Origin of the sequence: Bradyrhizobium sp. (assembly GCF_052389815.1) — a bacterium.
Classification (GTDB): Bacteria; Pseudomonadota; Alphaproteobacteria; order Rhizobiales; family Xanthobacteraceae; genus Bradyrhizobium.
The window spans coordinates 1-21,233 of record NZ_JBQTHN010000144.1; the positions used below are offsets into that span (position 1 = coordinate 1).

General features: G+C 65.2%; 18 protein-coding genes. 11 read left to right on the forward strand and 7 right to left on the reverse strand.

The genetic code is table 11. The annotated features are described in order from the left end of the window. A partial coding sequence (locus tag ACT4OC_RS22425; RefSeq protein WP_444841223.1) for a GIY-YIG nuclease family protein occupies positions 1-205 on the reverse strand: 205 nt, incomplete at its 3' end. A gap of 130 nt (positions 206-335) precedes the next feature. Continuing rightward, the gene (locus tag ACT4OC_RS22430; protein ID WP_444841224.1) at positions 336-1,178 is read right to left on the reverse strand and encodes a caspase family protein; all 843 of its coding nucleotides are present in this window, start codon (positions 1,176-1,178) and stop codon (positions 336-338) included. Positions 1,179-1,552: 374 nt separating this feature from the next. Between ACT4OC_RS22430 and ACT4OC_RS22435 the strand changes: the two genes are divergently transcribed. The 3 genes from ACT4OC_RS22435 (at position 1,553) to ACT4OC_RS22445 (ending at position 6,182) form a co-directional block, all read left to right on the forward strand. Continuing rightward, positions 1,553-3,292, forward strand: coding sequence for a hypothetical protein (locus tag ACT4OC_RS22435; protein WP_444841225.1), 1,740 nt, complete (start codon positions 1,553-1,555; stop codon positions 3,290-3,292). A 165-nt stretch (positions 3,293-3,457) separates the two neighbouring features. Next, positions 3,458-4,420, forward strand: coding sequence for an acetyl-CoA carboxylase carboxyltransferase subunit alpha (locus tag ACT4OC_RS22440; RefSeq protein WP_444841226.1), 963 nt, complete (start codon positions 3,458-3,460; stop codon positions 4,418-4,420). Between the two features lie 286 nt (positions 4,421-4,706). Continuing rightward, the gene (locus tag ACT4OC_RS22445) at positions 4,707-6,182 is read left to right on the forward strand and encodes a L,D-transpeptidase family protein (protein WP_444841227.1); all 1,476 of its coding nucleotides are present in this window, start codon (positions 4,707-4,709) and stop codon (positions 6,180-6,182) included. A gap of 161 nt (positions 6,183-6,343) precedes the next feature. Here the strand turns inward: ACT4OC_RS22445 and secA are convergent, their stop codons facing one another. Next, positions 6,344-9,181, reverse strand: coding sequence for a preprotein translocase subunit SecA (secA, locus tag ACT4OC_RS22450; protein ID WP_444841228.1), 2,838 nt, complete (start codon positions 9,179-9,181; stop codon positions 6,344-6,346). A gap of 410 nt (positions 9,182-9,591) precedes the next feature. Here secA and ACT4OC_RS22455 point away from each other — a divergent pair, with 410 nt between their 5' ends. Further along, positions 9,592-10,500, forward strand: coding sequence for a peptidylprolyl isomerase (locus tag ACT4OC_RS22455; RefSeq protein ID WP_444841229.1), 909 nt, complete (start codon positions 9,592-9,594; stop codon positions 10,498-10,500). 236 nt (positions 10,501-10,736) lie between these two features. Further along, positions 10,737-11,993, forward strand: coding sequence for a bifunctional glutamate N-acetyltransferase/amino-acid acetyltransferase ArgJ (argJ, locus tag ACT4OC_RS22460; RefSeq protein WP_444841230.1), 1,257 nt, complete (start codon positions 10,737-10,739; stop codon positions 11,991-11,993). 173 nt (positions 11,994-12,166) lie between these two features. Here the strand turns inward: argJ and ACT4OC_RS22465 are convergent, their stop codons facing one another. Further along, positions 12,167-13,495 carry a TadE/TadG family type IV pilus assembly protein gene (locus tag ACT4OC_RS22465; protein WP_444841231.1) on the reverse strand — a complete coding sequence of 443 codons (1,329 nt, stop codon included), beginning with the start codon at positions 13,493-13,495 and terminating at the stop codon, positions 12,167-12,169. A gap of 211 nt (positions 13,496-13,706) precedes the next feature. On the opposite strand from ACT4OC_RS22465, the gene ACT4OC_RS22470 reads away from it, so the two are divergent. Further along, positions 13,707-14,117, forward strand: coding sequence for a (deoxy)nucleoside triphosphate pyrophosphohydrolase (locus ACT4OC_RS22470; RefSeq protein ID WP_444841232.1), 411 nt, complete (start codon positions 13,707-13,709; stop codon positions 14,115-14,117). A 101-nt stretch (positions 14,118-14,218) separates the two neighbouring features. Here the strand turns inward: ACT4OC_RS22470 and ACT4OC_RS22475 are convergent, their stop codons facing one another. Beyond that, positions 14,219-15,064: a methyltransferase domain-containing protein gene (locus ACT4OC_RS22475; RefSeq protein ID WP_444841233.1), complete on the reverse strand. Its 846-nt coding sequence runs from the start codon at positions 15,062-15,064 to the stop codon at positions 14,219-14,221. A 79-nt stretch (positions 15,065-15,143) separates the two neighbouring features. On the opposite strand from ACT4OC_RS22475, the gene ACT4OC_RS22480 reads away from it, so the two are divergent. The 4 genes from ACT4OC_RS22480 to ACT4OC_RS22495 are packed head-to-tail and all read left to right on the forward strand — an operon-like array spanning position 15,144 to position 17,586. After that, positions 15,144-15,929, forward strand: a complete 786-nt coding sequence (locus ACT4OC_RS22480) for a ComF family protein (RefSeq protein ID WP_444841234.1) — start codon at positions 15,144-15,146, stop codon at positions 15,927-15,929. Between the two features lie 30 nt (positions 15,930-15,959). Then, positions 15,960-16,232: a glutaredoxin 3 gene (gene grxC, locus ACT4OC_RS22485; RefSeq protein WP_444841235.1), complete on the forward strand. Its 273-nt coding sequence runs from the start codon at positions 15,960-15,962 to the stop codon at positions 16,230-16,232. Then, positions 16,232-17,107, forward strand: a complete 876-nt coding sequence (locus ACT4OC_RS22490; protein WP_444841236.1) for a carbon-nitrogen hydrolase family protein — start codon at positions 16,232-16,234, stop codon at positions 17,105-17,107. The genes grxC and ACT4OC_RS22490 overlap by 1 nt, the downstream gene beginning before the upstream one ends. Then, complete coding sequence (locus ACT4OC_RS22495; RefSeq protein ID WP_444841237.1) at positions 17,104-17,586, forward strand: DUF1178 family protein; 483 nt, start codon at positions 17,104-17,106, stop codon at positions 17,584-17,586. Before ACT4OC_RS22490 ends, ACT4OC_RS22495 begins: the two co-directional genes overlap by 4 nt. 138 nt (positions 17,587-17,724) lie before the next feature. On the opposite strand, the gene ACT4OC_RS22500 is transcribed toward ACT4OC_RS22495, so the two are convergent. Further along, positions 17,725-18,624 (reverse strand): EamA family transporter, encoded by a 900-nt coding sequence (locus tag ACT4OC_RS22500; RefSeq protein WP_444841238.1) that lies wholly within the window; start codon positions 18,622-18,624, stop codon positions 17,725-17,727. Between the two features lie 125 nt (positions 18,625-18,749). Beyond that, positions 18,750-20,489: an L-arabinonate dehydratase gene (gene araD, locus ACT4OC_RS22505; protein ID WP_444841239.1), complete on the reverse strand. Its 1,740-nt coding sequence runs from the start codon at positions 20,487-20,489 to the stop codon at positions 18,750-18,752. Positions 20,490-20,678: 189 nt separating this feature from the next. Between araD and ACT4OC_RS22510 the strand changes: the two genes are divergently transcribed. Next, positions 20,679-21,179 carry a response regulator transcription factor gene (locus tag ACT4OC_RS22510; RefSeq protein ID WP_444841240.1) on the forward strand — a complete coding sequence of 167 codons (501 nt, stop codon included), beginning with the start codon at positions 20,679-20,681 and terminating at the stop codon, positions 21,177-21,179. Positions 21,180-21,233: the final 54 nt, after the last annotated feature.

The window sequence follows — 21,233 nt, forward strand, 5'->3', positions numbered from 1 at the left end:
ATCGCTTCAACTGCTTTTCACGCGCGATCGCTTCTTCTGGCCGCTCATAGGATTCGACATAAACGAGGCGGAAAACGCCGTACTTCTTGACGAATTCCGAGCCCTCGCCGCTGCGATGCTGCTCCAGCCGCTTGCGCAGCGAATTCGTCACCCCGATGTAGAGTGTCCCGTGGCGTCGGCTCGCGAGAATGTAGACATAGTACATGCGCGAAGCACCAATGCTGGCGTTGTCGCGCAAGGTTAGGATGTGGCTGCGCCGCCCGCAATCATTGACGGCGGTGGTTATGGGTCCCTGCGTTCGCAGGGACGACAGCTCGTTTTCGCAGGGACGACAGTCACCCGCCGATGCGGATTTCATCCAGCAGGGAGGACGACACGCTCGGCACCTGCGCGCCGTCGGAGGCGCGGGAGATGGTGACGCGGGTCTTGTTGAAGACGCCCTCGATGCCGCCGGCGCCCTGCGAGGCCAGGTTGTTGAGCAGCTCGGAGACCAGCACGCTGTTCTGGCCCCTGGAGTCGTCGGCGACCTTGCCGGGGGTGGCGGCGGTGAGGATCAGCGCATTGTCGGTCGCGGCGATCGGCGCCAGACCGTGCGAATAGGAACGGAAGCGGCGCTCATAGGGATTGCGGCGCGAGGCGTCGATCACGGCCAGCTTGGCGCGGGCGCCCTTTTCCTTGATCCCGTCGAGCACGGACTCCACCGAAACGCCCTCGCGGCGGACGTCGCTTTCCTTCCAGATCCGCGCATCGACCGGGATCATGTAGCTCTCGCGGCCGGCCTGGATGCCATAGCCGCCGAAGAACAGCATGACGACGGAATCGGGCTTGATCCTGGACTTCAGACGGCCGATGGCGCGCTGCATGTCGTCCTTGCTGGCGTCTTCCACAACGTCGACGTCGAAGCCGGACTGGCGCAGCGTCGAGGTGAGCGCGCGCGCGTCGTTGATCGGCTGGTTGAGGGGGGCGGCGGCGTCCGGATAATGGCCGTTGCCGATGACAAGGGCGAGGCGCGACTGCCTGGTGACGGCATCGGCCGCCTGCTCGGTGCCGATCGCCTTGGCGGCATCCAGCGCGCGCTTGTTCAGCGCGGCGTGCGCCCCGATGGCCAGCGACACCATGCCAACGAGGCCGGCGATCACGGCAACCGAGCGGCGGGAAATGAGCTGGCTAACATTCATCTCGGTACTTCCTGTCATCGTCAAAGCAGCGCAGCCGAACAGTAGTCGCGCCAATCAGATTTAGGTTTGAGGGGTTGGCCGGGTTGGTGCCGCTGAATTGCGCTCATTTTGCGGCGTCGCAACAAGCAAACCCTTACCCCGCTATATCCCTCACGGCAAGACAGAACGTCCATCCTCATTCAAGCTATTGGTTCCATAGAAGAATTTTATTTCTCCCCCGGGACCATGCCGGGGCCATTCAAGGGGAAAAATCGTGTCCCAGCTGTGATGTCTGTCACATTTGGTAAATCCCAACCGTTCGTATAGCTTTTCCAATAACTTAAAACTTCGCGGTTCCCTCCGGCCGGCGCCAAAAGTCTCGCAGAAAGCTTCCTATGGGGTTTCACTATTTCGCCGGCGCCGCGCTCCGGGCGCTGACGGCGCATAAGGACGGGCCATCGCTGTACGACGTCTGCGATCCGCTGCTGCTGAAATATTCCGGCGGCGACGCCCATCTCGGCCAATTCTATCGGACCGCGCTCGGCAACCCGGCGCTGCGGCCGCTGCTCAGGCGGACCGGCCTGCCCGCGCTGAAGGACGAAAGGCAGCTCGCCGAACTGCGCGCCGCGATCGTTCGCGCCCGCGACGAGGAGGCCCCGGACTGGGCCGCGGTCGGCGCGCCCGTGGCTGCGCTGATGGACGGCATCGATGTCAGGCATCCCAGGCCCGCGCCCAGCCCCGCGCCGGCCCGCGCGCCGGGACCTGCCGACATCGACAGGGCGATCCGCTGCTGCGCGGCGCATCTGTTGCGCTCTTATTCCAGGAACGGCTTCCTGCCGACCTATGCCGCCTTCAACCTGCTGGGCGATGCCGACATGGGCGGCCGCGAGATGGTGATGGCGCTGACGGGCCTGAACTCGCGCGGCTACAAGAACTCGACGCTTCTGTTCTCGCTCGCGCGCATCTTCATCGCGCATTCGCCGGCGCGTGCGCTGATCAACCCGCCCTGGACCGGGATCGCCGAGCCGATGTGGGAGCCGATGCAGATCCGCCACCGCTCGGCCTATTACGACGCCTTCTTCACCGAGGCGCTGCTCGGCTATATCGAAAGCGGGCTGGCTTCCGCGCAGGAGACGGAACAGGCCAAGCGCGCCATCGACGACATGGTGGATTTCTGCCTCAACATCAGCCGCGAGGAAGTGCATTCGCACGACGGCTCGACCGTCAACGTGATCACGGCGCTGGCGCCGCTGCCGCATCCGCGCTTCTCGCGCTTCTTCGCCCAGATCAAGCAGGACCTCGGCTTCGGCATCTACGTGCCGGATTGCGACACCACGGCCTGCTCGTTCTCGGCAGCGACCCAGGCGGGCTCGCGCGATCCGATCCTCGACCAGCCGCTGCTGGATTTCTACCGCGGCTATCAGGTGCGCGCGGGCGCCAACGAGCCGCGCGTCACCGTGCCGCTCAACGACAACATCGATTATGACGGCGCGGTCGTCACCTGGATCGACAACATCAAGGGCGAGCGGCCCTACGGCAACGACCTCGACCCCACGCTCAATCTCGACATTCTCGAAGTCTCCTTCCGCAACCTGTCGCGCTGGAAGATCCTGGAAACGCCGTCGCGGCTGGAGACGGTCCATCGCATCATCGCCTTCCAGCGCAGGCTCGCCGAAAGCGGCGCCTTCTCCAATCCGCGCTCGCACATCTACTATTTGCCCGAGCTCTACTCCGCCTATTTCGGCCGCTGCTATGCCGCCTTCATCGCGCTGCCGGTCTCGGCGCAGCGCGCCATCGATCCGGACGGCTCGTTCGCCTTCATCCGCGCCCGCGTGCTCGCCTATGTCGAGGGCGAGATGATCACCCATGAGATGAACGCGTTCGACGCGGCGCTCGCCCTGATGGCGCTGGCGCATCTTGGCGCCGACATCGCAACCTTCACGCCGGCGCTGCATGTGATCGTCGCCTCCCTCGGCGAAGGCGGGCGGCATGGGCCCTACAAGGCCTATGAGTGGAACAAGATGAAGACGCCGACGCGGATCCTGGTCGGGGGTGCGGAAGTCACCTCCGCCTTCGTGCTGATGGGACTGGCGCTGGCACGGCGGGCGCTGCGGCAGACCGGCCAGCCCGCTTGACTTCCGAGCCGTCTCACTAGAAAGACGCCTGCACCCGCCCGGCGTGCATTCGCCCCCTGGTATGAATCGGACTTGGATGCGCGCTAAATCGTTGAAGACAGGCACTTTCTTCCGAAACGTCAAAACCGCTTCGCCTGACAGCACCGTTGTCCCTATATTGATTTGATGCCGGACCAGATGCGCTCCTATCTCGATTTCGAAAAGCCCGTCGCCGAACTCGAGGCCAAGATCGACGAGCTGCGCACGCTCGCCGCCGGCGGCAGCGACATCGGCGACGAGATCGCGAAGATCGAGGAGAAGTCGGCGCAAGCGCTGGCCGACCTCTATGCCAATTTGACGCCGTGGCAGAAGACGCTGGTGGCGCGACATCCGCAGCGGCCGCATTTTTCCGATTTCGTGGGCGCGCTGATCACCGAGTTCACGCCGTTTGCCGGCGACCGCAAGTTCGGCGAGGACGAAGCGCTGATGGGCGGCTTCGGCCGCTTCCAGGGCGAGCCGATCTGCGTGATCGGCCAGGAAAAGGGCAACTCCACCGAGAGCCGCATCAAGCACAATTTCGGCATGGCCCGCCCCGAAGGCTACCGCAAGGCGGTGCGGCTGATGGAGATGGCCGACCGCTTCGGCATCCCCGTGCTGTCGATCGTGGATTCGGCCGGCGCCTATCCCGGCATCGGCGCCGAGGAGCGCGGCCAGGCCGAGGCGATCGCGCGCTCCACCGATGCGTGCCTTGCGCTGGGCGTGCCCAACGTTGCCATCGTCACCGGCGAGGGCATGTCGGGCGGCGCGATCGCGATCACCACCGCCAACAAGGTCTTGATGTTCGAGCACGCGATCTACAGCGTGATCTCGCCGGAAGCGGCCTCCTCCATCCTCTGGCGCGACGGCACCAAGGCGCAGGAAGCCGCCAACAGCATGAAAATTACCGCGCAGGACATGCTGAGATTCGGCGTCATCGACCGCATCCTGACCGAGCCGCCGGGCGGCGCCCACCGCGACCCACCGGCCATGATCGCCCGCACCGGCGAAGCCATCGCGCAGGCCTTCACCGAGTTGCACAATCTCGACGCGGCCGGCATCCGCCAGCAGCGGCGGCAGAAATTTCTGGATATCGGGCGCAAGCTGGGGTGAGGTGACTCCCTCTCGTCCTGGCTAGTTCCGGGCACGCCGATCACAGGTTGCCACCCCCCCTGAAATTACGGCAACATCTGGGCAAAAATAGCCATTTTCGGCCGCAATTAGGCCGCGAGCAGCCTGTTTAAGCTCTGGTTGACCATGGCTGCTTCGCATCCTTCGGAACGGCGCCGTTCGGGTTGCGACGCATCAGGGCGACGGGTAATATTTTAGTCAATGGCTTCAGGGCGATGACGCTGATGTTGGGGTTGCCGGCATCGCCCGGTGGGTGTGGAGCTTCCGCTTGATTTCTCGCCTTCCCGTTCGGCTGCTCGTGACCTCGGCTGCGCTCGCGGCTGGCCTTGCGCTGGCCGGCTGCAACACCGACGACATTTCGCTCGCCAACAACGCCAAGGCGAACCAGCCGGTGCCGCCCAAGCTCGTGCAGGCCATGACCGAAAAGAACATGGAGCTGCAGTCGCCGATCCTGGTGCGCATCTTCAAGCAGGAAGCCGAGCTCGAGGTCTGGAAGCAGGATCGCGACGGCCGCTTTGCGCTGCTGAAGACCTATCCGATCTGCCGCTGGTCCGGCGACCTCGGTCCCAAGATGCGCGAGGGCGACCGCCAGGCGCCGGAAGGCTTCTACTCCATCACGCCGGCGCAGATGAATCCGCAGTCGTCGTTCTACCTCTCCTTCAACACCGGCTACCCCAACGCGTTCGACCAGGCGCTCGGCCGCACCGGCTCGCAGCTGATGGTGCATGGCGACTGCTCGTCGCGCGGTTGCTATGCGATGACCGACGAGCAGATGGCCGAGATCTATTCGCTGGGCCGCGAGTCCTTCTTCGGCGGCCAGCGCGCCTTCCAGCTGCAAGCCTATCCGTTCAAGATGACGCCGATCAATATGGCGAAGCATCGCAACAACCCGAGCATGCCGTTCTGGAAGATGATCAAGCAAGGCTACGATCATTTCGAGGTGACGCGGCAGGAGCCGAAGGTCGATTTCTGCGAGAAGAAGTACGTCTTCGACGCCACGCGCGCGCCGAACGCCACGCGCGATCCGGTGTTCAACGCATCGGCGAAGTGTCCGGCCTATGCGATCCCCGAAGACGTCGCCGACGCCGTGCGCGAGAAGCAGCAGCACGACCAGGCCGAGACCAACAAGCTGGTCTCGCGCGGCACGCCGGTGGCGCGCATGAACACCGGCATCGACGGCGGCATGAACAAGGTGTTCGCCGCCAAGCTGCCCGACGGCCATACCGGCCTCTCCGAAGGCGGCGACGGCCAGGGCCTTTCGCTTCTTGCCTTGTCGCGCGCGCCGGGCACCATCCCCTCGCACGTCAACCCGCCGAAACCAAAATTGACCCCGCAGGAAGAGCCCGTGGTGGCCGTGTCCGCCCCGGCCACGCGCGTCGCCGCCGCAACGCCGGCGGAGAAACCGGCCCAGCAGTCGGACGGTTGGTTCTCCAACCTCGCCCGCAAGGTCGGGCTCGGCGGCGCCGAGACGACGGCGAGCGCCCCGCCGCCGGCCAAGCCGAAGGCCGAGAGCAGGCCCGCGCCCTCGATCGTGCGCGCCACCGCAGCGGCGCCGAAGCATGTCGAGCCGAAGCCGGCCGCAGCCAAGCCTGCGCCGGCTCCCGCGCTGAAGCCCTCGGTGTCCGACGCGCCCGTGTCCGCCGCCGCTGCCCCCGCACCGGCCGCCAAGGACGCGACCATCGCCGGCGCGGCGCCGGCCCTGCCGGCGAACTCGTTCGAGAGCCGTTTCGGCGCGATGAAGTAGGCGCGAGCGCGCCTTCCTTCTCCACAGTAGCAGCCGTCATGCCCCGCGAAAGCGGGGCATCCAGTATTCGATGACGGTTGTGAGATACGGAGAAGCCGCGGCGTACTGGATCATCCGCCTTCGCAGATGATGACGTCAGTGCATGATTGACGGCCCACGCCCTACGCGTGTTTGCCGTGGCAGTGCTTGTACTTCTTGCCGCTGCCGCAGGGGCAATCCTCGTTGCGGCCGACCTTGCCCCAGCTGGCGGGGTTCTGCGGGTCGCGCGCAGCGCCATTCGCCATGGCCGGGACCAGCGAGGCCAGGGCCATCTCGTCCTCGCCGGTGTTCGGATCGAACTTGTGGCCTTCCATGACAGGCAGCGGCTCGGGCGGCTGCTCGGGCGGCACGATCTCGACCCGCATCAGCTGCGCGGTGACGGCCTCGCGCAGGTGCGCGATCATGGTCTCGAAAAGGTTGAAAGCTTCCGACTTGTACTCCTGCAAGGGATCACGCTGGCCGTAGCCGCGCAGGCCAATGACCTGGCGCAGATGGTCGAGCATGATCAGGTGCTCGCGCCAGAGATGGTCGAGCGTCTGCAGCAGGATCGTCTTCTCGACGTAGCGCATCACGTCGGGGCCCCATTGCGCGACCTTGGCCGCCATGTGCTCGTCGACGCGCTTCTCGATGCGGTTCAGCATCTCCTCGTCGGCGATGCCCTCTTCCTTGGCCCATTCGTCGACCGCCAGCTCGATGCCGAGCACGCGGTTGAGCTCTTCCTTGAGGCCGGCGACGTCCCACTGCTCGGCATAGGCATGCTCGGGGATATGCTTGACGACGACATCGTCGACATAGGCATGGCGCATGTCGGCGACCGTCTCGGCGACACTGTCGTCCTTCATCAAATCGATGCGCTGGTCGAAGATCACCTTGCGCTGGTCGTTCTGGACGTTGTCGAACTTCAAGAGGTTCTTGCGGATGTCGAAGTTGCGCGCCTCGACCTTCTGCTGCGCCTTCTCCAGCGCCTTGTTGATCCAGGGATGGATGATGGCCTCGCCTTCCTTGAGGCCGAGGCGCTGCAGCATGGAGTCGAGCCGGTCGGAGCCGAAGATCCGCATCAGATCGTCTTCCAGCGACAGGAAGAACTTCGAGCGGCCGGGGTCGCCCTGGCGGCCGGACCGGCCGCGCAGCTGGTTGTCGATGCGGCGTGATTCGTGGCGCTCGGAGCCGATGATGTAGAGGCCGCCCGGCTTCTGCTCGGCGCGTGCGGCCTTGGCGCCCTTGGCGGGCTCGAGCTCGACGGTCTCCTCCGCCTTCAGGACGATCTCGCGGAAGCGCTCGATGTCGGCCTTGATCTGCTCGATCTTCCTGGCCTTCTCGGCTTCGTCGGTGATGTCAGCCGTCTCCTGCTGGAGACGCATGTCGAGCGAGCCGCCGAGCTTGATGTCGGTGCCGCGGCCGGCCATGTTGGTGGCGATGGTGATCGCGCCGGGCACGCCGGCCTCGGCGACGATATAGGCTTCCTGCTCGTGGAAACGGGCGTTCAGCACCGCGAACAGCTTTGCCGGCTTTCCGGCGCGCGCGGCGGCGTAAAGCTTCTCCATCGCATTTTCGTTGCCGAACTCGATCTGCTTGTAGCCGTTCTTCTTCAGGAAGTCGGCTAGCACCTCGGACTTTTCGATCGAGGCGGTGCCGACCAATACAGGTTGAAGCCGCTTGTTGGCGCGCTCGATCTCGGCGAGGATCGCGGCGTATTTTTCGCCTTGTGTGCGATAGACCTCGTCGTCCTCGTCGAGACGCGCCACCGGCAGGTTGGTCGGGATCTCCACGACCTCGAGCTTGTAGATGTCGAACAGCTCGTCGGCCTCGGTCGCTGCCGTGCCGGTCATGCCGGCGAGCTTCTCGTACATCCGGAAATAGTTCTGGAAGGTGATGGAGGCGAGCGTCTGGTTCTCCGGCTGGACCTGGACGTTCTCCTTGGCCTCCAGCGCCTGGTGCAGGCCTTCGGAATAGCGGCGGCCCGGCATCATGCGGCCGGTGAATTCGTCGATGATCACCACCTCGCCGTCGCGGACGATGTAGTCCTTGTCGCGGGCGAAAAGGGAGTGCGCGCGTAGCGCCTGGTTGACGTGGTGCACGACCGAGACGTTCTCGACGTCGTAGAGCGATTCGCCCTTGAGCTGATCGGCTTCGCGCAGCAGCGTCTCGATCTTCTCCATGCCGCCTTCGGTCAGCGTCACCGTGCGCTGCTTTTCGTCGACCTCGAAATCGGTCTTCTTCTCCAGCTTCGGCATGAAGGTGTCGATGGTGTTGTAGAAGTCCGAGCGGTCGTCGAGCGGGCCGGAGATGATCAGCGGCGTGCGCGCCTCGTCGATCAGGATGGAGTCGACTTCGTCGACGATGGCGTAGTAGTGCCCGCGCTGGACCATGTCCTCGAGGCGGTACTTCATGTTGTCGCGCAGATAGTCGAAACCGTATTCGTTGTTGGTGCCGTAGGTGATGTCGCAGGCATAGGCCTGTTTGCGCTCGGCATCGTCGAGGCCGTGCACGATCACGCCGGTGGTCATGCCGAGGAAGGAATAGATCTGGCCCATCCAGGCGGCGTCGCGGCGGGCGAGGTAGTCGTTGACGGTGACGACGTGGACGCCGCGGCCGGCGAGCGCGTTGAGATACACCGCAAGGGTAGCGACCAGCGTCTTGCCTTCGCCGGTCTTCATCTCGGCGATGTCGCCCTCGTGCAGCACCATGCCGCCGATCAGCTGCACATCGAAATGGCGCTGGCCGAGCGTGCGTTTGGCGGCCTCGCGCACGGTGGCGAAGGCCGGCACCAGGATGTCGTCGAGCGTCTTGCCTTCGGCGAGTTCCTTGCGAAATTCATCCGTGCGCGCCTTGAGCTGCTCGTTGGAGAGCTTTTCGATCTCCCCCTCGAGCGCGTTGATGGCGTTGACGCGGGACTGGTAGCCCTTGACCCGGCGGTCGTTGGGGGTGCCGAAAAGCTTGCGGGCGAGCGCGCCGATCATGCGAAAGTCCTGTTCCTGCGGCCCGTGGAGCGCCGCGTAGATACACTATTCGTTTGAGCATGGTCTGGTCCGAAAACCGGTACCCACTTTTCGGAACCATGCTCTGGATTACCCATCAACTCACCGTGACGCGTCGCGGTGCCATTCGGGTGGCGAGGATCATCCGCCAATTGAGTGGGAAACGGGCCATCCAAGGTTCAACGGCAAAAACGCGAGCAAAATAAACGCCATCGCCGCTGAAACGACGGGGCAGAGATATGGCCGGCCCGGGGCGATGTCAACGTGGTCCGGAGGCGCGCCGAACGTCAGGAAATTCATCATTTTGACAGGTTTTTCGCGTTGCCAAGCCCCCTCGATTGGGCGAGTGTCCCGCCGCCCGAACACCCTCGTCTCAAGTTCAAGGATTTTGCATGACCGCCTCGTTCCCGGAAACGAAAACCGGCCTGCGTCTCGGCTTTGCCGCGGCCGTCGCTTTGGCCCTGATCGCGGGGTCGCCCGCCCGCGCCGACGACAAGGTGCTGGCCAAGGTTAACGGGGTGGAGGTCAAGGAGAGCGACGTGGCGCTGGCCGAAGAGGAACTGGCGCCGTCGCTGCAGCAGATGGACCCGGCCACCCGCAAGGAGAACGTGTTGGGCTTTTTGATCGACCTGCAGATCGTGGCCAAGGCGGCGGAAGACAAGAAGATCGAGAACACCGATGACTTCAAGAAGCGCCTCACCTTCACCCGCAAGCGCTTGATGATGGACAGCCTGCTCGCCGCCGAGGGCAAGGCGGCGACCACCGAGGAGGCCTTGAAGAAGGTCTATGAGGAGGCGGCCAAGCAGATCACCGGCGAGGTCGAGGTGCACGCCCGCCACATCCTGGTCGAGGCCGAGGCCGAGGCCAAGGCCGTGGTCGAGGAGCTGAAGAAGGGCGCCGACTTCGCCGAGCTCGCCAAGAAGAAGTCCAAGGACCCGGGCGCCTCCGACGGCGGCGACCTCGGCTTCTTCACGAAGGAGCAGATGGTGCCGGAATTCTCCGCGGTCGCCTTTACGCTGGAGCCGGGCAAGATCTCCGATCCCGTGAAGTCGCAGTTCGGCTGGCACGTCATCAAGGTCGAGGAGAAGCGCAACCGCAAGGCCCCGCCGATCGAGCAGGTCAAGGGCCAGATCGAGACCTATGTGACGCGCAAGGCGCAGGCCGACTATGTCGCCAAGCTGCGCGAGGCCGCCAAGGTCGAGCGCATGGACAAGCCGGCCGAGCCGGCGGCCAAGCCCGATGCAGCCAAGGAGCCGGCCAAGCCGTCCGACTCCAAGATGGCGCCGCCGGCGAAGAAGTGACGCGTTGTCGTCCCGGCCAAGCGAGCGTTAGCGAGCGCTGAGCCGGGACCCATACGCCGCGGCCACACTCGGGGCAGGCTGGTCGCCGGCTTTCCCTCTACAATCACCGCCTGGGGTTATGGGTCCTTGCGTTCGCAGGGACGACATTGGTGTTTGTGGCATCTGCCCGCCCACTCCCGCCTCGCCTGCGAAGGTGATACAGAGCGCTTCCCTCCCAGAAAGCCGGAAAGCCTCCCATGTCCACCGCCGTCTCCCCTCTCGCCCCCAACGATGTGCCCGACATGCCCGAAATTGCGGGCGTCAGGCTTGCGACTGCGGCAGCCGGCATCCGTTACAAGGGGCGCACCGACGTGCTGCTGGCCGTCATGGACAAGGGCACCACGGTCGGCGGTGTCTTCACCAAGTCGAAGTGTCCCTCGGCGCCGGTGGAATGGTGCCGCGCCAAACTGAAGCGCGGCGGATCCAGGGGAGCATTTGCGCGCGCCCTGGTGGTGAATTCCGGCAACGCCAACGCCTTCACCGGCAAGACCGGCAGGCAGTCGACAGCGCTGACGGCGCAGATCGCGGCGAAGGCGGTGGGCTGCAGCGTCAACGACATCTTCCTCGCCTCGACCGGCGTGATCGGCGAGCCGCTCGATGCGACCAAATTCGACGGCGTGCTGGCAGAGATCAACGAAACCGCCGCGCCCGGTGACTGGATGAGCGCCGCGCGCGCCATCATGACCACCGACACGTTTCCGAAGGTCGCCACCGCCACGGTGAAGCTCGGCAAGGCCAGAGTCACCATCAACGGCATGGCCAAGGGCGCCGGCATGATCATGCCCGACATGGCGACCATGCTGTCGTTCGTGTTCACCGATGCGCCGTTGTCGGGCGCCGTGCTGCAGTCACTGCTCAGAAGCGGCGTCGAAGACACGTTCAATGCGGTGACGATCGACGGCGACACTTCGACGTCGGACACGCTGCTGGCCTTCGCGACGGGTGCTGCGGCGGCGAACGGCGCGCCGAAGATCACGCGCGCCGGCGATCCCAGGCTGAAGGCCTTCACGAAGGCATTCAACGACGTGCTGGCGAACCTGTCCGAGCAGGTGGCCCGCGACGGCGAAGGCGCCCGCAAGCTGGTCGAGGTCGTGGTCGAAGGCGCGGCCACGAAGGCTTCGGCAAGGAAGATCGCGATGTCGATCGCCAATTCGCCGCTGGTGAAGACGGCGATCGCGGGCGAGGACGCCAATTGGGGCCGCGTGGTGATGGCGGTCGGCAAGGCCGGCGAGCCGGCCAACCGCGACAAGCTGTCGATCTCCTTCAACGGCATCCGCGTCGCCAGGAGCGGCGCGCGCGATCCCTCCTACGACGAGGCGGAAGTCTCCGAGGCGATGAAGGCGCCGAAGATCCAGATCAAGGTCGCGCTCGGCCTCGGCAAGGGCCGCGACCGCGTGCTGACCTGCGACCTCACCAAGGAATATGTCGCGATCAACGGCGATTACCGGTCGTGATGGCCACCGTCATTGCGAGCGAAGCGACCCTTCTACGCTTGCTCCGCAAGCTTCGCAGGGCTCAAGTCCGCCGAAGCGCCGTGCGCGAAGGCGGAAGCAATCCATCTATCCGCGCGCAGCACTATGGATTGCTTCGTCGCTGCGCTCCTCGCAATGACGGCATTTGACTAGCGTCAGCCGCTGATGCGTGCGTCCGCCACGGCCTTCTTGAACAGGGCGTTCATCGCGTCCGAAATGCCCTGGGTCATGCTGACCTCGAAGTAAAGGCCCGGCGAGGCGCAGCTCTGCATGTTCTGGGCGATCTCGCTGTTCGGCGACGGACCGTAGGGGCCTTTGTTGAACGGTGAGATCCACTTGTTGTACCAGTTGTTGGTCGGCAGATCGAGATAGGTGGTGTAGAGCACTGCGACCTTGATGCCGCGGATCTTGATGGCGGTGCAGAGCGCTGGATTGATCGGCGACTGGCAGCGCGAGCCCGAGGTAACCGGCTTCAGGCATCCCGAATTGTCTTCGTCGGCGACGCCGTCGGATACGAAGAACAGGTATTTCAGCGGCGAGGAGGACGTGCCCGTGCCCGTGCCCGGCGAGGAGATCGCCGAATTCATCGCCGGCAGGATCTTGGTGTACTGCGTATGCTGGTCCTTGTTCTCGTTCTGGCCGTTGACTGTCATCAGGTCGATATTGCCCGCTGCCGACTTGGCGCTGGTCAGGCTGGATGACAGCGAGAACAGGCTGCGCAGCGCGGTCGTCGAGGCGGAGGCGCCGAAATCGTAGATCGCCATGCGGAACTGGTTGGAATAGGTCTGCGTGTTGCCGGCCGTGTCCATCAGCTGCTGGGTCGCGCTGCGCAGCACGTCGATGCGCGTGGTGACGCCGAGCGATTTGGCGAGCTTGTAGTAGTTGTCCTTGTCTTTGAGGTCGTGGCAGGCGAAGGCGCAGTCATCCTTGGTGTTCGCCACCATCTTGGCGACGTCGGTTGTGGTCGCGCCGACGCCCATCGACGGCGAATTGTCGAGCAGCAGGTAGAAATCGATATAGAGCGGCATGGTGGCGGTGCCGGTCGAGGATCCGGTAACCGTCAGCTTGCTCTTGCCGATGACGCCGAGGAACATCACCGGCACGTCGGCGGAAAACTGCACGTTGCTGCTGACCACGCCGTTGATGCGGCTGACGGTGATGCTGAGGCCATTGAGCGTATAGCCGGTGATCCCGCTCATGTTGGCATTGAAGATGTTGGTAGCGTCGGCGACGCCCGCAGCGATCGCTCCGTCCGAGCTCATGGTGCCGGCGGCGATGAAGGCGGGCGCCTTTTTCGCCACCGAGCCGACACTGGCGGCGTCGGCCGCAGCCTGCAGTTTGGTCCTGATCGCGGTGGCGCGGATATAGTCGAGCCCGCCTCCGGCGGCGGAAATCATCGGCACCAGCGTCAGGGCGAAGATGACGGCGATGTTGCCGGTGCGATCGCGGCGGAAGCGATTGAGGAGGGGCAGCAACGTACGCATCACGGACGCCTGTTCTGGGCAAGGCTTCGCCTGTACAAGCCTTCGTCTGTACAAGACTTGCGAACCATTGCATCCAACCGGTTAATTTCAGGCTTACCCGCATCGCGGCGGGCCGGGCGAACAAAGCAGTTGGTGAACGGCCGCCCGGCGGTTAAGGAAAGTCGGTAGAAAACCGGACCCGCTGCACTCGAAATAGGCAATTCCCCCAGGCATGGCCGACGTCAAACTCACTCTCGTGGTCGCCTGCGCGCTGGTCGATGCCGACAAGCGCGTGCTGATCGCCCAGCGGCCGCAAGGCAAGGCGCTCGCGGGCCTCTGGGAATTTCCCGGCGGCAAGGTCGAGCCGGGCGAGCGGCCGGAGCAGACGCTGATCCGCGAGCTGCACGAGGAGCTCGGCATCGCGGTCGCCGAGCCGTGCCTGGCGCCGCTCACCTTCGCGAGCCACGCCTACGAGACGTTTCATCTGTTGATGCCGCTCTACATTTGCCGGCGCTGGGAAGGCCAGGCGATGGCGCGCGAGGGCCAGAACCTCGCCTGGGTGCGCGCGACCAGACTGCGCGATTACCCGATGCCGCCCGCGGACCTGCCGCTGATCCCGCATCTGATCGATGTGTTGTTGTAGCTTCGCCCGTCATGCGCGGGCTTGACCCGCGCATCCATCACACTTGAAAAGACTATTGCGACGCGGATGGATTGCCGGGTCAAGCCCGGCAATGACGAAAATTACTTCTTCCTTCCCTTCACCGCGGCCTCCAGGCTCGCCTTCGCCGAGCCTGGACGGAGCGGCTTTTGCTGGCTTTCGTGCGGCGCCCAGGCGGAGAGCCAGACGATGTCGAAGGTGGCACGGATGCGGCCGTCGGGATCGGCAAAGCGCTCGCCGTAGATTTGCGCCATGCGCAGCATGGTGGCGCGGCGGGTCGGCACGTGGCGGCGCTCGATGAGAACGTTGGTCGCGCCCATGCGGCGCAGATCATGCATCAGCGCAAAGGCGTTGTCGTAGCGCGCGACGACACGGTCGACGTCGGTGACGGGCAGCGCGAGGCCCGCGCGCTGCAGAAGATGGCCGATGTCGCGCAGATCGGCCAATGGCGCGACGCGCGGCGAGACGCCGCCCTCACATTCCGCCTCGGCCGCGGCGAAGGATTGCCGCAGCTCCGTCAGGGTATCTCCCCCCGGCAATGCCGCGAGCAACAACCCGTCCGGCCGCAGCGCGCGCCGGATCTGCGCGAGCACGCCCGGCAGATCGTTGACGAACTGGAAGGCTAACGCGGAGACGGCCAGATCGATCGACCCCGGCTGCAGCGGCACGACTTCGCTCGCCGGATCGAGTCCGATGCGCGCGATCGACCTGAAGCGCCCCGCCAGGGGCGCGCGCAGCACGTCGCCCGGGGTCCAGATGTCGGCGACATCGGAGAAGTCGCGCCGCACCGCGGCGATGCGGTCGGCCATGTCCTCGGCGACGCGGTCGAGCAGGAAGGTGGCCTCGCCCTGCTTGCGCGCGCGCGCCTGCCGCGCTCGCAAAAGGGCGCGGTCGAACAGAACGGGGGCGGTGTTGGCGGGCTCGGCCATGCCGGGTTGGTACGCCGACTGGCCGGGCCGTGGCAATCGCCTGCTTGAGCGACGTGCGGGGCGGCGCTAGCCTCGATTCATGGACGCTGAGGCCCCCTCCCGCTCGATCCTAGGCAGTTTGCGCGACGCGTGGCGGCAGGCCACAAAATTCGCGCTCGACGTCGCGCTGCCGACGCTGTGCGTTGCCTGTCGCGAGCCGGTAGACGGCGAAGGCGTCTGCGCCGAATGCTGGGCCAAGCTGTCGTTCATCGAACCGCCCTATTGCCCGCGGCTCGGCATCCCCTTCGTCTACGACCCCGGCCCCGAGCTGCTGTCGATGGAGGCGATCGCCAATCCGCCGGCGTACCAGCGCGCCCGCGCCGCGGTTCGTTATGACGATGTGGCGCGCACGCTGGTGCATGCGCTGAAATATCACGACCGCACGGATCTAGCGCCGACCATGGGCCGCTGGATGGCGCGGGCCGGCCGCGAGCTGCTTGGGCAGGCCGAAGTGCTGGTGCCGGTTCCCCTGCACTGGCGACGCGGTTGGAGCCGCCGCTACAACCAGTCGGGCGCGCTTGCCCGCGCCATCGGGCGGCAAAGCGGGGTGGAAGTCGCGACCGAGGCCTTGCGGCGGGTGCGGGCGACCGAGCAGCAGATCGGGCTCTCGCGCGCTCAGCGCGCCAGCAATGTGCAGGGCGCCTTCAAGGTGTCACCGGATCGCATGGCTGATATCCAGGGTCGCCGCGTCGTGCTGGTTGACGACGTATTGACCTCGGGCGCCACCAGCGATGCCTGTGCGAGGGCGCTGCTCCGCGCCAAAGCGGCGCAGGTGGACGTGCTGGTGTTCGCCCGGGTTGTGGACAGCCCTAAAGGGCCCATATAATCGGGGCATATTCGCCGAATCGAGCTTGAGATGACGGCTGCCATCGAAATCTACACCCGCCCGGGCTGCGGCTATTGCTCGGCTGCGAAATCGCTGCTGACGCGCAAGAACGCGCCGTTCAAGGAGTTCAGCACCGCCGTCGACCCTGCCTATCGCGGGCAGATGTACGAACGCGCCGGCGCCGACTCGACCTTCCCCCAGATCTTCGTCGGCAAGACCCATGTCGGCGGCTGCGACGAGCTGTATGCCCTCGACCGCGCCGGCAAGCTCGATTCCCTGCTCGAAAGCGAAGGCGTGCTCTGATGGCCGGCGACAAATTCACCGCCGCGATGGTGCAGATGCGCACCTCCCTGTTACCCGAGCCGAGTCTCGAGCAGGGCATGAAGCTGGTCCGCGAGGCGGCAGCGCAGGGCGCCGACTACGTGCTCACCCCCGAGGTGAGCAACATGATGCAGCTGAACCGCAAGGCGCTGTTCGAGCAACTGGCGAGCGAGGAGGACGACAAGTCGCTCAAGGCTTATCGCGCGCTGGCGAAAGAATTGAACATCCATCTTCACGTCGGGTCATTGGCGCTGAAGTTCTCGCCGGAGAAGGCGGTCAACCGCTCCTTCCTGATCTCGCCCGAAGGCGAGCTGCTGGCGAGCTACGACAAGATCCACATGTTCGACATCGACCTGCCGGGCGGGGAAAGCTATCGCGAGTCCGCCAACTACCAGCCCGGCGAGACGGCGGTGATCTCCGATTTGCCCTGGGGCCGCATTGGCCTCACCATCTGCTACGACCTGCGCTTCCCGGCGCTGTACCGTGCGCTGGCGGAGAGCGGCGCCGCTTTCCTCACCGTGCCTTCCGCCTTCACCCGCAAGACCGGCGAAGCGCACTGGCATGTGCTGCTGCGATCGCGCGCCATCGAAACCGGCTGCTTCGTGTTCGCGGCTGCGCAAGCCGGCATGCATGAGAACAAGCGCGAGACCTTCGGGCACTCGCTGATCGTCGATCCCTGGGGCGTCGTGATCGCCGAGGGCGGCGTCGAGCCCGGCGTGTTCACGGCCGAGATCGATCCGGCATTGGTGGACAATGCGCGGAAGAGCATTCCGTCGCTGCAGCATGGTCGCCGCTTCGGCATCGCCGATCCCAAGGCAGGCCCCGATCATCTGCACCTGGTGCGGGGCTCGGCATGATCCGCTACACCCTGCGCTGCGAGCGAAGCCACTCTTTCGAGAGCTGGTTCCAGAGTTCGTCCACCTACGAGACGCAGGTGAAGCGCAAGCTCGTCGCCTGTCCGGTATGCGGCTCGGCCAAGGTGGAAAAGGCCATCATGGCCCCGCGCATCATCGGCAAGAAGGGCCGGGAAAAGGCGCCGGTGCCGGCTCCGGCGGAAGCCGCCGCGGCGGTGGAGACGCCGGCCACCGAATCGACATCCCTGATGATGGCGCAGGAGCGCGAGCTGCGCGCCAAGATCAAGGAACTGCGCGACCATATCGTCAAGAACGCCGACAATGTCGGCGAACGCTTTCCAAACGAAGCGCGAGCGATGCATTACGGCGACAAGGAGCACCGCCCGATCTACGGCGAGGCCTCGCCCGAGGAGGCGCGCGCTCTGATCGACGAAGGCGTCGAGGTCTCGCCGCTGCCAACGCTGCCGGAAGACCGGAATTGAGGCGTCGCTTCCCTCGTCATTGCGAGCGAAGCGAAGCAATCCATGTCGCCGCAGGCGGAAGCGCGGATTGCTTCGTCGCGGAGCCTGTCATCGGGCGGCGCTTTGCGCCGACCCGTTGGCTCCTCGCAATGACGGCGTTTACACCGCCACCAGCAGCGCCACGCCCACCACGATCAGCAGAATGCCCACCCCTTCCCGCGCCGACATCGGCTGCTTGAAGGAATAGTGCGCCACCGCCTGCGCGAACAGCACTTCGACCAGCGCCAGCGTCCGCACATTGGCTGCCACCGTCAACGCCAACGCCAGAAACCAGAATTGCGAGGCGAACGCGCCCATGAAGCCCGCGAGCATCGAGGGCTTCCACAATCCCAAAATCGCCTTCAGCACGGCAGGCGCACGGGCGAGCAGATAGATCGTCAGCACTAGCGTCTGCACGAACAGGCCGAACACCAGCGTGTATGATGCCGCCGTCACGAAGGAGACGTCGGGCACCACGATGACCGCGCCGCGAAAGCCGACGGCCGACAGCGCAAAACCCGCCGCCGCAACGAGGCCGATAATGGTCGGGCGTATCTCGGCAAAACCCTTTTCGCCGCCGGGCCGCAGTGCCGTGATGACAACGCCGACGGTGGCGATGACGATCGCCAGCACTTTCAGCCAGGTCAGGTGATCGCCGAGGAAGACGAAGCCGAACATCGCGGTCTGGATCGCCTCGGTCTTCAGATACGCCGTGGTCACCACGAAAGAACGGTCGTTCATGGCAACAAGCATCAGCCCGGTGGCGACGATCTGGCTGAGTGCGCCGAGCAGCAGCCACGGCCAGAACGAGGCCGCCGGCCATGGCACGCCATCGCCGGAGACCAGCACGACCACGACGAAGAAGACGATCGAGAACGGAAAGCCGAACAGGAAGCGAATATTGGTCGCGCCCCAGGTGCCGAGCGGCCCGGTCAGCGAACGCTGCATCGCGTTGCGCGCGACCTGGCCGAGCGCCGCGACGATGGTGAAGGGAATCCAGAGCGAGGCGAGGGAGAACATGGGAAGGACCGGCTGGCAATTCCGCTACCGTGCCGGGCACGGCGAGTGCGGTCAACGGGGCAGGCGCATGACAGGATTGCGCCTGCCCGGCACGCTATCCAGAACGCGCACGCAATTGGCGGCGGTCAGTAGATCGAAGGCTCGCCGACCGGCGCGCCGAAGCCGGTCTCCAGGAAGTCGAAGTCGCAGCCGTCATTCGCTTGCTTGATGTGCCTGGAAAACATCCAGCCATAGCCGCGCTCGTAGCGCGGTTCGGGCGGCTTCCATTCGGCGCGGCGCCTGGCGAGCTCAGCCTCGGGCACGTCGAGATTGATGGTGCGAGCGGCGACGTCGAGCGTGATCCTGTCGCCGTTCTTCACCAGTGCGAGCGGCCCGCCGACGAAGGATTCCGGCGCCACATGCAGGATGCAGGCGCCGTAGCTGGTGCCGCTCATGCGCGCATCCGACAGCCGCACCATGTCGCGCACGCCCTGCTTCACGAGCTTCGTGGGGATCGGCAGCATGCCCCATTCCGGCATGCCCGGTCCGCCCTGCGGCCCGGCATTGCGCAGGATCAGGACGTGGTCGGCGGTGACGTCGAGGTCGGGGGCGTCGATCGCCTTCTTCATGGAAGGGTAATCGTCGAACACCAGCGCCGGTCCCGTATGTTTCAGGAAGCGCGGTTCGCAGGCGCTCGGCTTGATCACGCAGCCGTCGGGCGCCAGATTGCCCTTCAGCACCGCCAGCGCGCCCTCCTTGTAGATGGGGTTGTCGAGCGTACGGATGACGTCGTCGTTGTAGACTTCGGCGCGTGCGATGTTGTCGCCGAGCGACTTGCCGGTCGCGGTGACGCAGTCGAGATGCAGGTGCGGCTTGATGCGGCTCATCAGCCCCGGCAGCCCGCCGGCGTAGAAAAAATCTTCCATCAGATAGGTGTCGCCGCTCGGCCTCACATTGGCGATGACCGGCACCTTGCGGCTCGCCTTCTCGAAATCGTCGAGCCCGATGTCCTGGCCGGCGCGGCGCGCCTGCGCAATCAGATGGATGATCGCGTTGGTCGAGCATCCCATCGCCATTGCGACGGCGATCGCGTTCTCGAACGCCTTGCGGGTCTGGATCTGCTGCGGGGTGAGATCTTCCCACACCATCTCGACGATGCGGCGGCCGCATTCGGAAGCCATGCGGATGTGATTGGCATCTGCGGCCGGGATGGAGGAGGCGCCGGGCAGGGTCATGCCGATCGATTCCGCGATCGCGGTCATGGTGGAGGCCGTGCCCATGGTCATGCAGGTGCCGTAGCTGCGGGCGATGCCGGCTTCGACGTCGACCCAGTCCTTGTCGGAGATTTTCCCGGCCCGCCGTTCGTCCCAGTATTTCCAGGCGTCCGACCCCGAACCGAGCGTCCTGCCCTTCCAGTTGCCGCGCAGCATCGGCCCTGCGGGAAGGTAAATCGTCGGGATGTTCATGCTGGTAGCCCCCAATAGAAGGCCCGGCGTGGTCTTGTCGCAACCGCCCATCAGCACGACGCCGTCGACGGGATGGCCGCGCAAGAGCTCCTCGGCGTCCATCGCCAGCATGTTGCGGTAGAGCATCGTGGTCGGCTTCAGGAACGATTCCGACAGCGACAGCGCCGGCAGCTCCATCGGAAAACCGCCGGCCATCAGCACGCCGCGCTTGACGTCATCGACGCGGCTCTTGAAGTGCATGTGGCAGGGCTGCGCATCCGACCAGGTGTTGAGGATTGCGATGACCGGCCGGTCCTTCCATTCCTCCGGCGCGTAACCCATCTGCATCGCACGCGAGCGGTGGCCAAACGCGCGCAGATCGTCGGGCGCGAACCAACGCGCACTGCGCAGCTGGTCGGGACGCTTCTTCTTGTCGGTCATGCCTGGGTGCCCCGGTTCTGGAAGGTGTTGCGCTCGGTGGTGCGGAAGATCGGGCAAATCCGCGCGCGGCACCCGGAATATCTTGACGACTGAAGCGCAGGGCGCACGTTACGGGCAAACCCGCGCCATGCCAAGGTCTGCCCGCTACCGTGCATAGCGGCCCCGCCGGAGACGGAACCGTCGAATTTCTTGCGCGAGCGGCAAACTCGGATAACGATTCAACCTTCCGTTGACGTGATTCCCGGCAGAGCGGCGGCCCTGGCTAAGATCCTCATCGTAGACGACGACAATTCCGTTCAGGTGACCTTGCGGCTGCTTCTCGAAGGAGCCGGCCATGACGTCGTTGCCGCCAACGACGGCCGTCGCGGCCTCAGCCTGCTCGGCGCCGGGACGTTCGATCTCCTGATTCTCGACATCTTCATGCCGGGCATGGACGGGTTCGAGACGTTGCGGCTCGTCCGCCAGCAGAATGCATCGCTTCCCATCATTGCGATCTCGGGGCGGCCGATCCCCACGGGTCCGGACGAGGCACCGGACTTTCTCGTCATGGCCACCAAGCTCGGCGCCGTCAGGAGCCTGCACAAGCCGTTCCGGGCAAGCGTTCTTTTGGCGACAGTTGCCGCTTGTCTTGACGCTGCAAACCGTCCATCGTCGCGAGCAGGGGCCGGCAGGATCGTCTCCGGCCACTGACGCGAAACGAGCTGCCTTGCCGTTGGCCGCTCCGCGGCGAGCTGGGGGAAAATA

Bases quoted from the DNA above. Each gene is read 5' to 3' on its own strand.
- ACT4OC_RS22480 (WP_444841234.1), top strand. From the start codon at position 15,144: ATGGACGCTGAGGCCCCCTCCCGCTCGATCCTAGGCAGTTTGCGCGAC.
- araD (WP_444841239.1), bottom strand. From the start codon at position 20,489: ATGACCGACAAGAAGAAGCGTCCCGACCAGCTGCGCAGTGCGCGTTGG.
- ACT4OC_RS22465 (WP_444841231.1), bottom strand. From the start codon at position 13,495: ATGCGTACGTTGCTGCCCCTCCTCAATCGCTTCCGCCGCGATCGCACC.
- ACT4OC_RS22475 (WP_444841233.1), bottom strand. From the start codon at position 15,064: ATGGCCGAGCCCGCCAACACCGCCCCCGTTCTGTTCGACCGCGCCCTT.
- ACT4OC_RS22490 (WP_444841236.1), top strand. From the start codon at position 16,232: ATGGCCGGCGACAAATTCACCGCCGCGATGGTGCAGATGCGCACCTCC.
- ACT4OC_RS22430 (WP_444841224.1), bottom strand. From the start codon at position 1,178: ATGAATGTTAGCCAGCTCATTTCCCGCCGCTCGGTTGCCGTGATCGCC.
- ACT4OC_RS22500 (WP_444841238.1), bottom strand. From the start codon at position 18,624: ATGTTCTCCCTCGCCTCGCTCTGGATTCCCTTCACCATCGTCGCGGCG.
- ACT4OC_RS22455 (WP_444841229.1), top strand. From the start codon at position 9,592: ATGACCGCCTCGTTCCCGGAAACGAAAACCGGCCTGCGTCTCGGCTTT.
- ACT4OC_RS22440 (WP_444841226.1), top strand. From the start codon at position 3,458: ATGCCGGACCAGATGCGCTCCTATCTCGATTTCGAAAAGCCCGTCGCC.
- argJ (WP_444841230.1), top strand. From the start codon at position 10,737: ATGTCCACCGCCGTCTCCCCTCTCGCCCCCAACGATGTGCCCGACATG.
- ACT4OC_RS22495 (WP_444841237.1), top strand. From the start codon at position 17,104: ATGATCCGCTACACCCTGCGCTGCGAGCGAAGCCACTCTTTCGAGAGC.
- ACT4OC_RS22435 (WP_444841225.1), top strand. From the start codon at position 1,553: ATGGGGTTTCACTATTTCGCCGGCGCCGCGCTCCGGGCGCTGACGGCG.
- secA (WP_444841228.1), bottom strand. From the start codon at position 9,181: ATGATCGGCGCGCTCGCCCGCAAGCTTTTCGGCACCCCCAACGACCGC.
- ACT4OC_RS22470 (WP_444841232.1), top strand. From the start codon at position 13,707: ATGGCCGACGTCAAACTCACTCTCGTGGTCGCCTGCGCGCTGGTCGAT.
- grxC (WP_444841235.1), top strand. From the start codon at position 15,960: ATGACGGCTGCCATCGAAATCTACACCCGCCCGGGCTGCGGCTATTGC.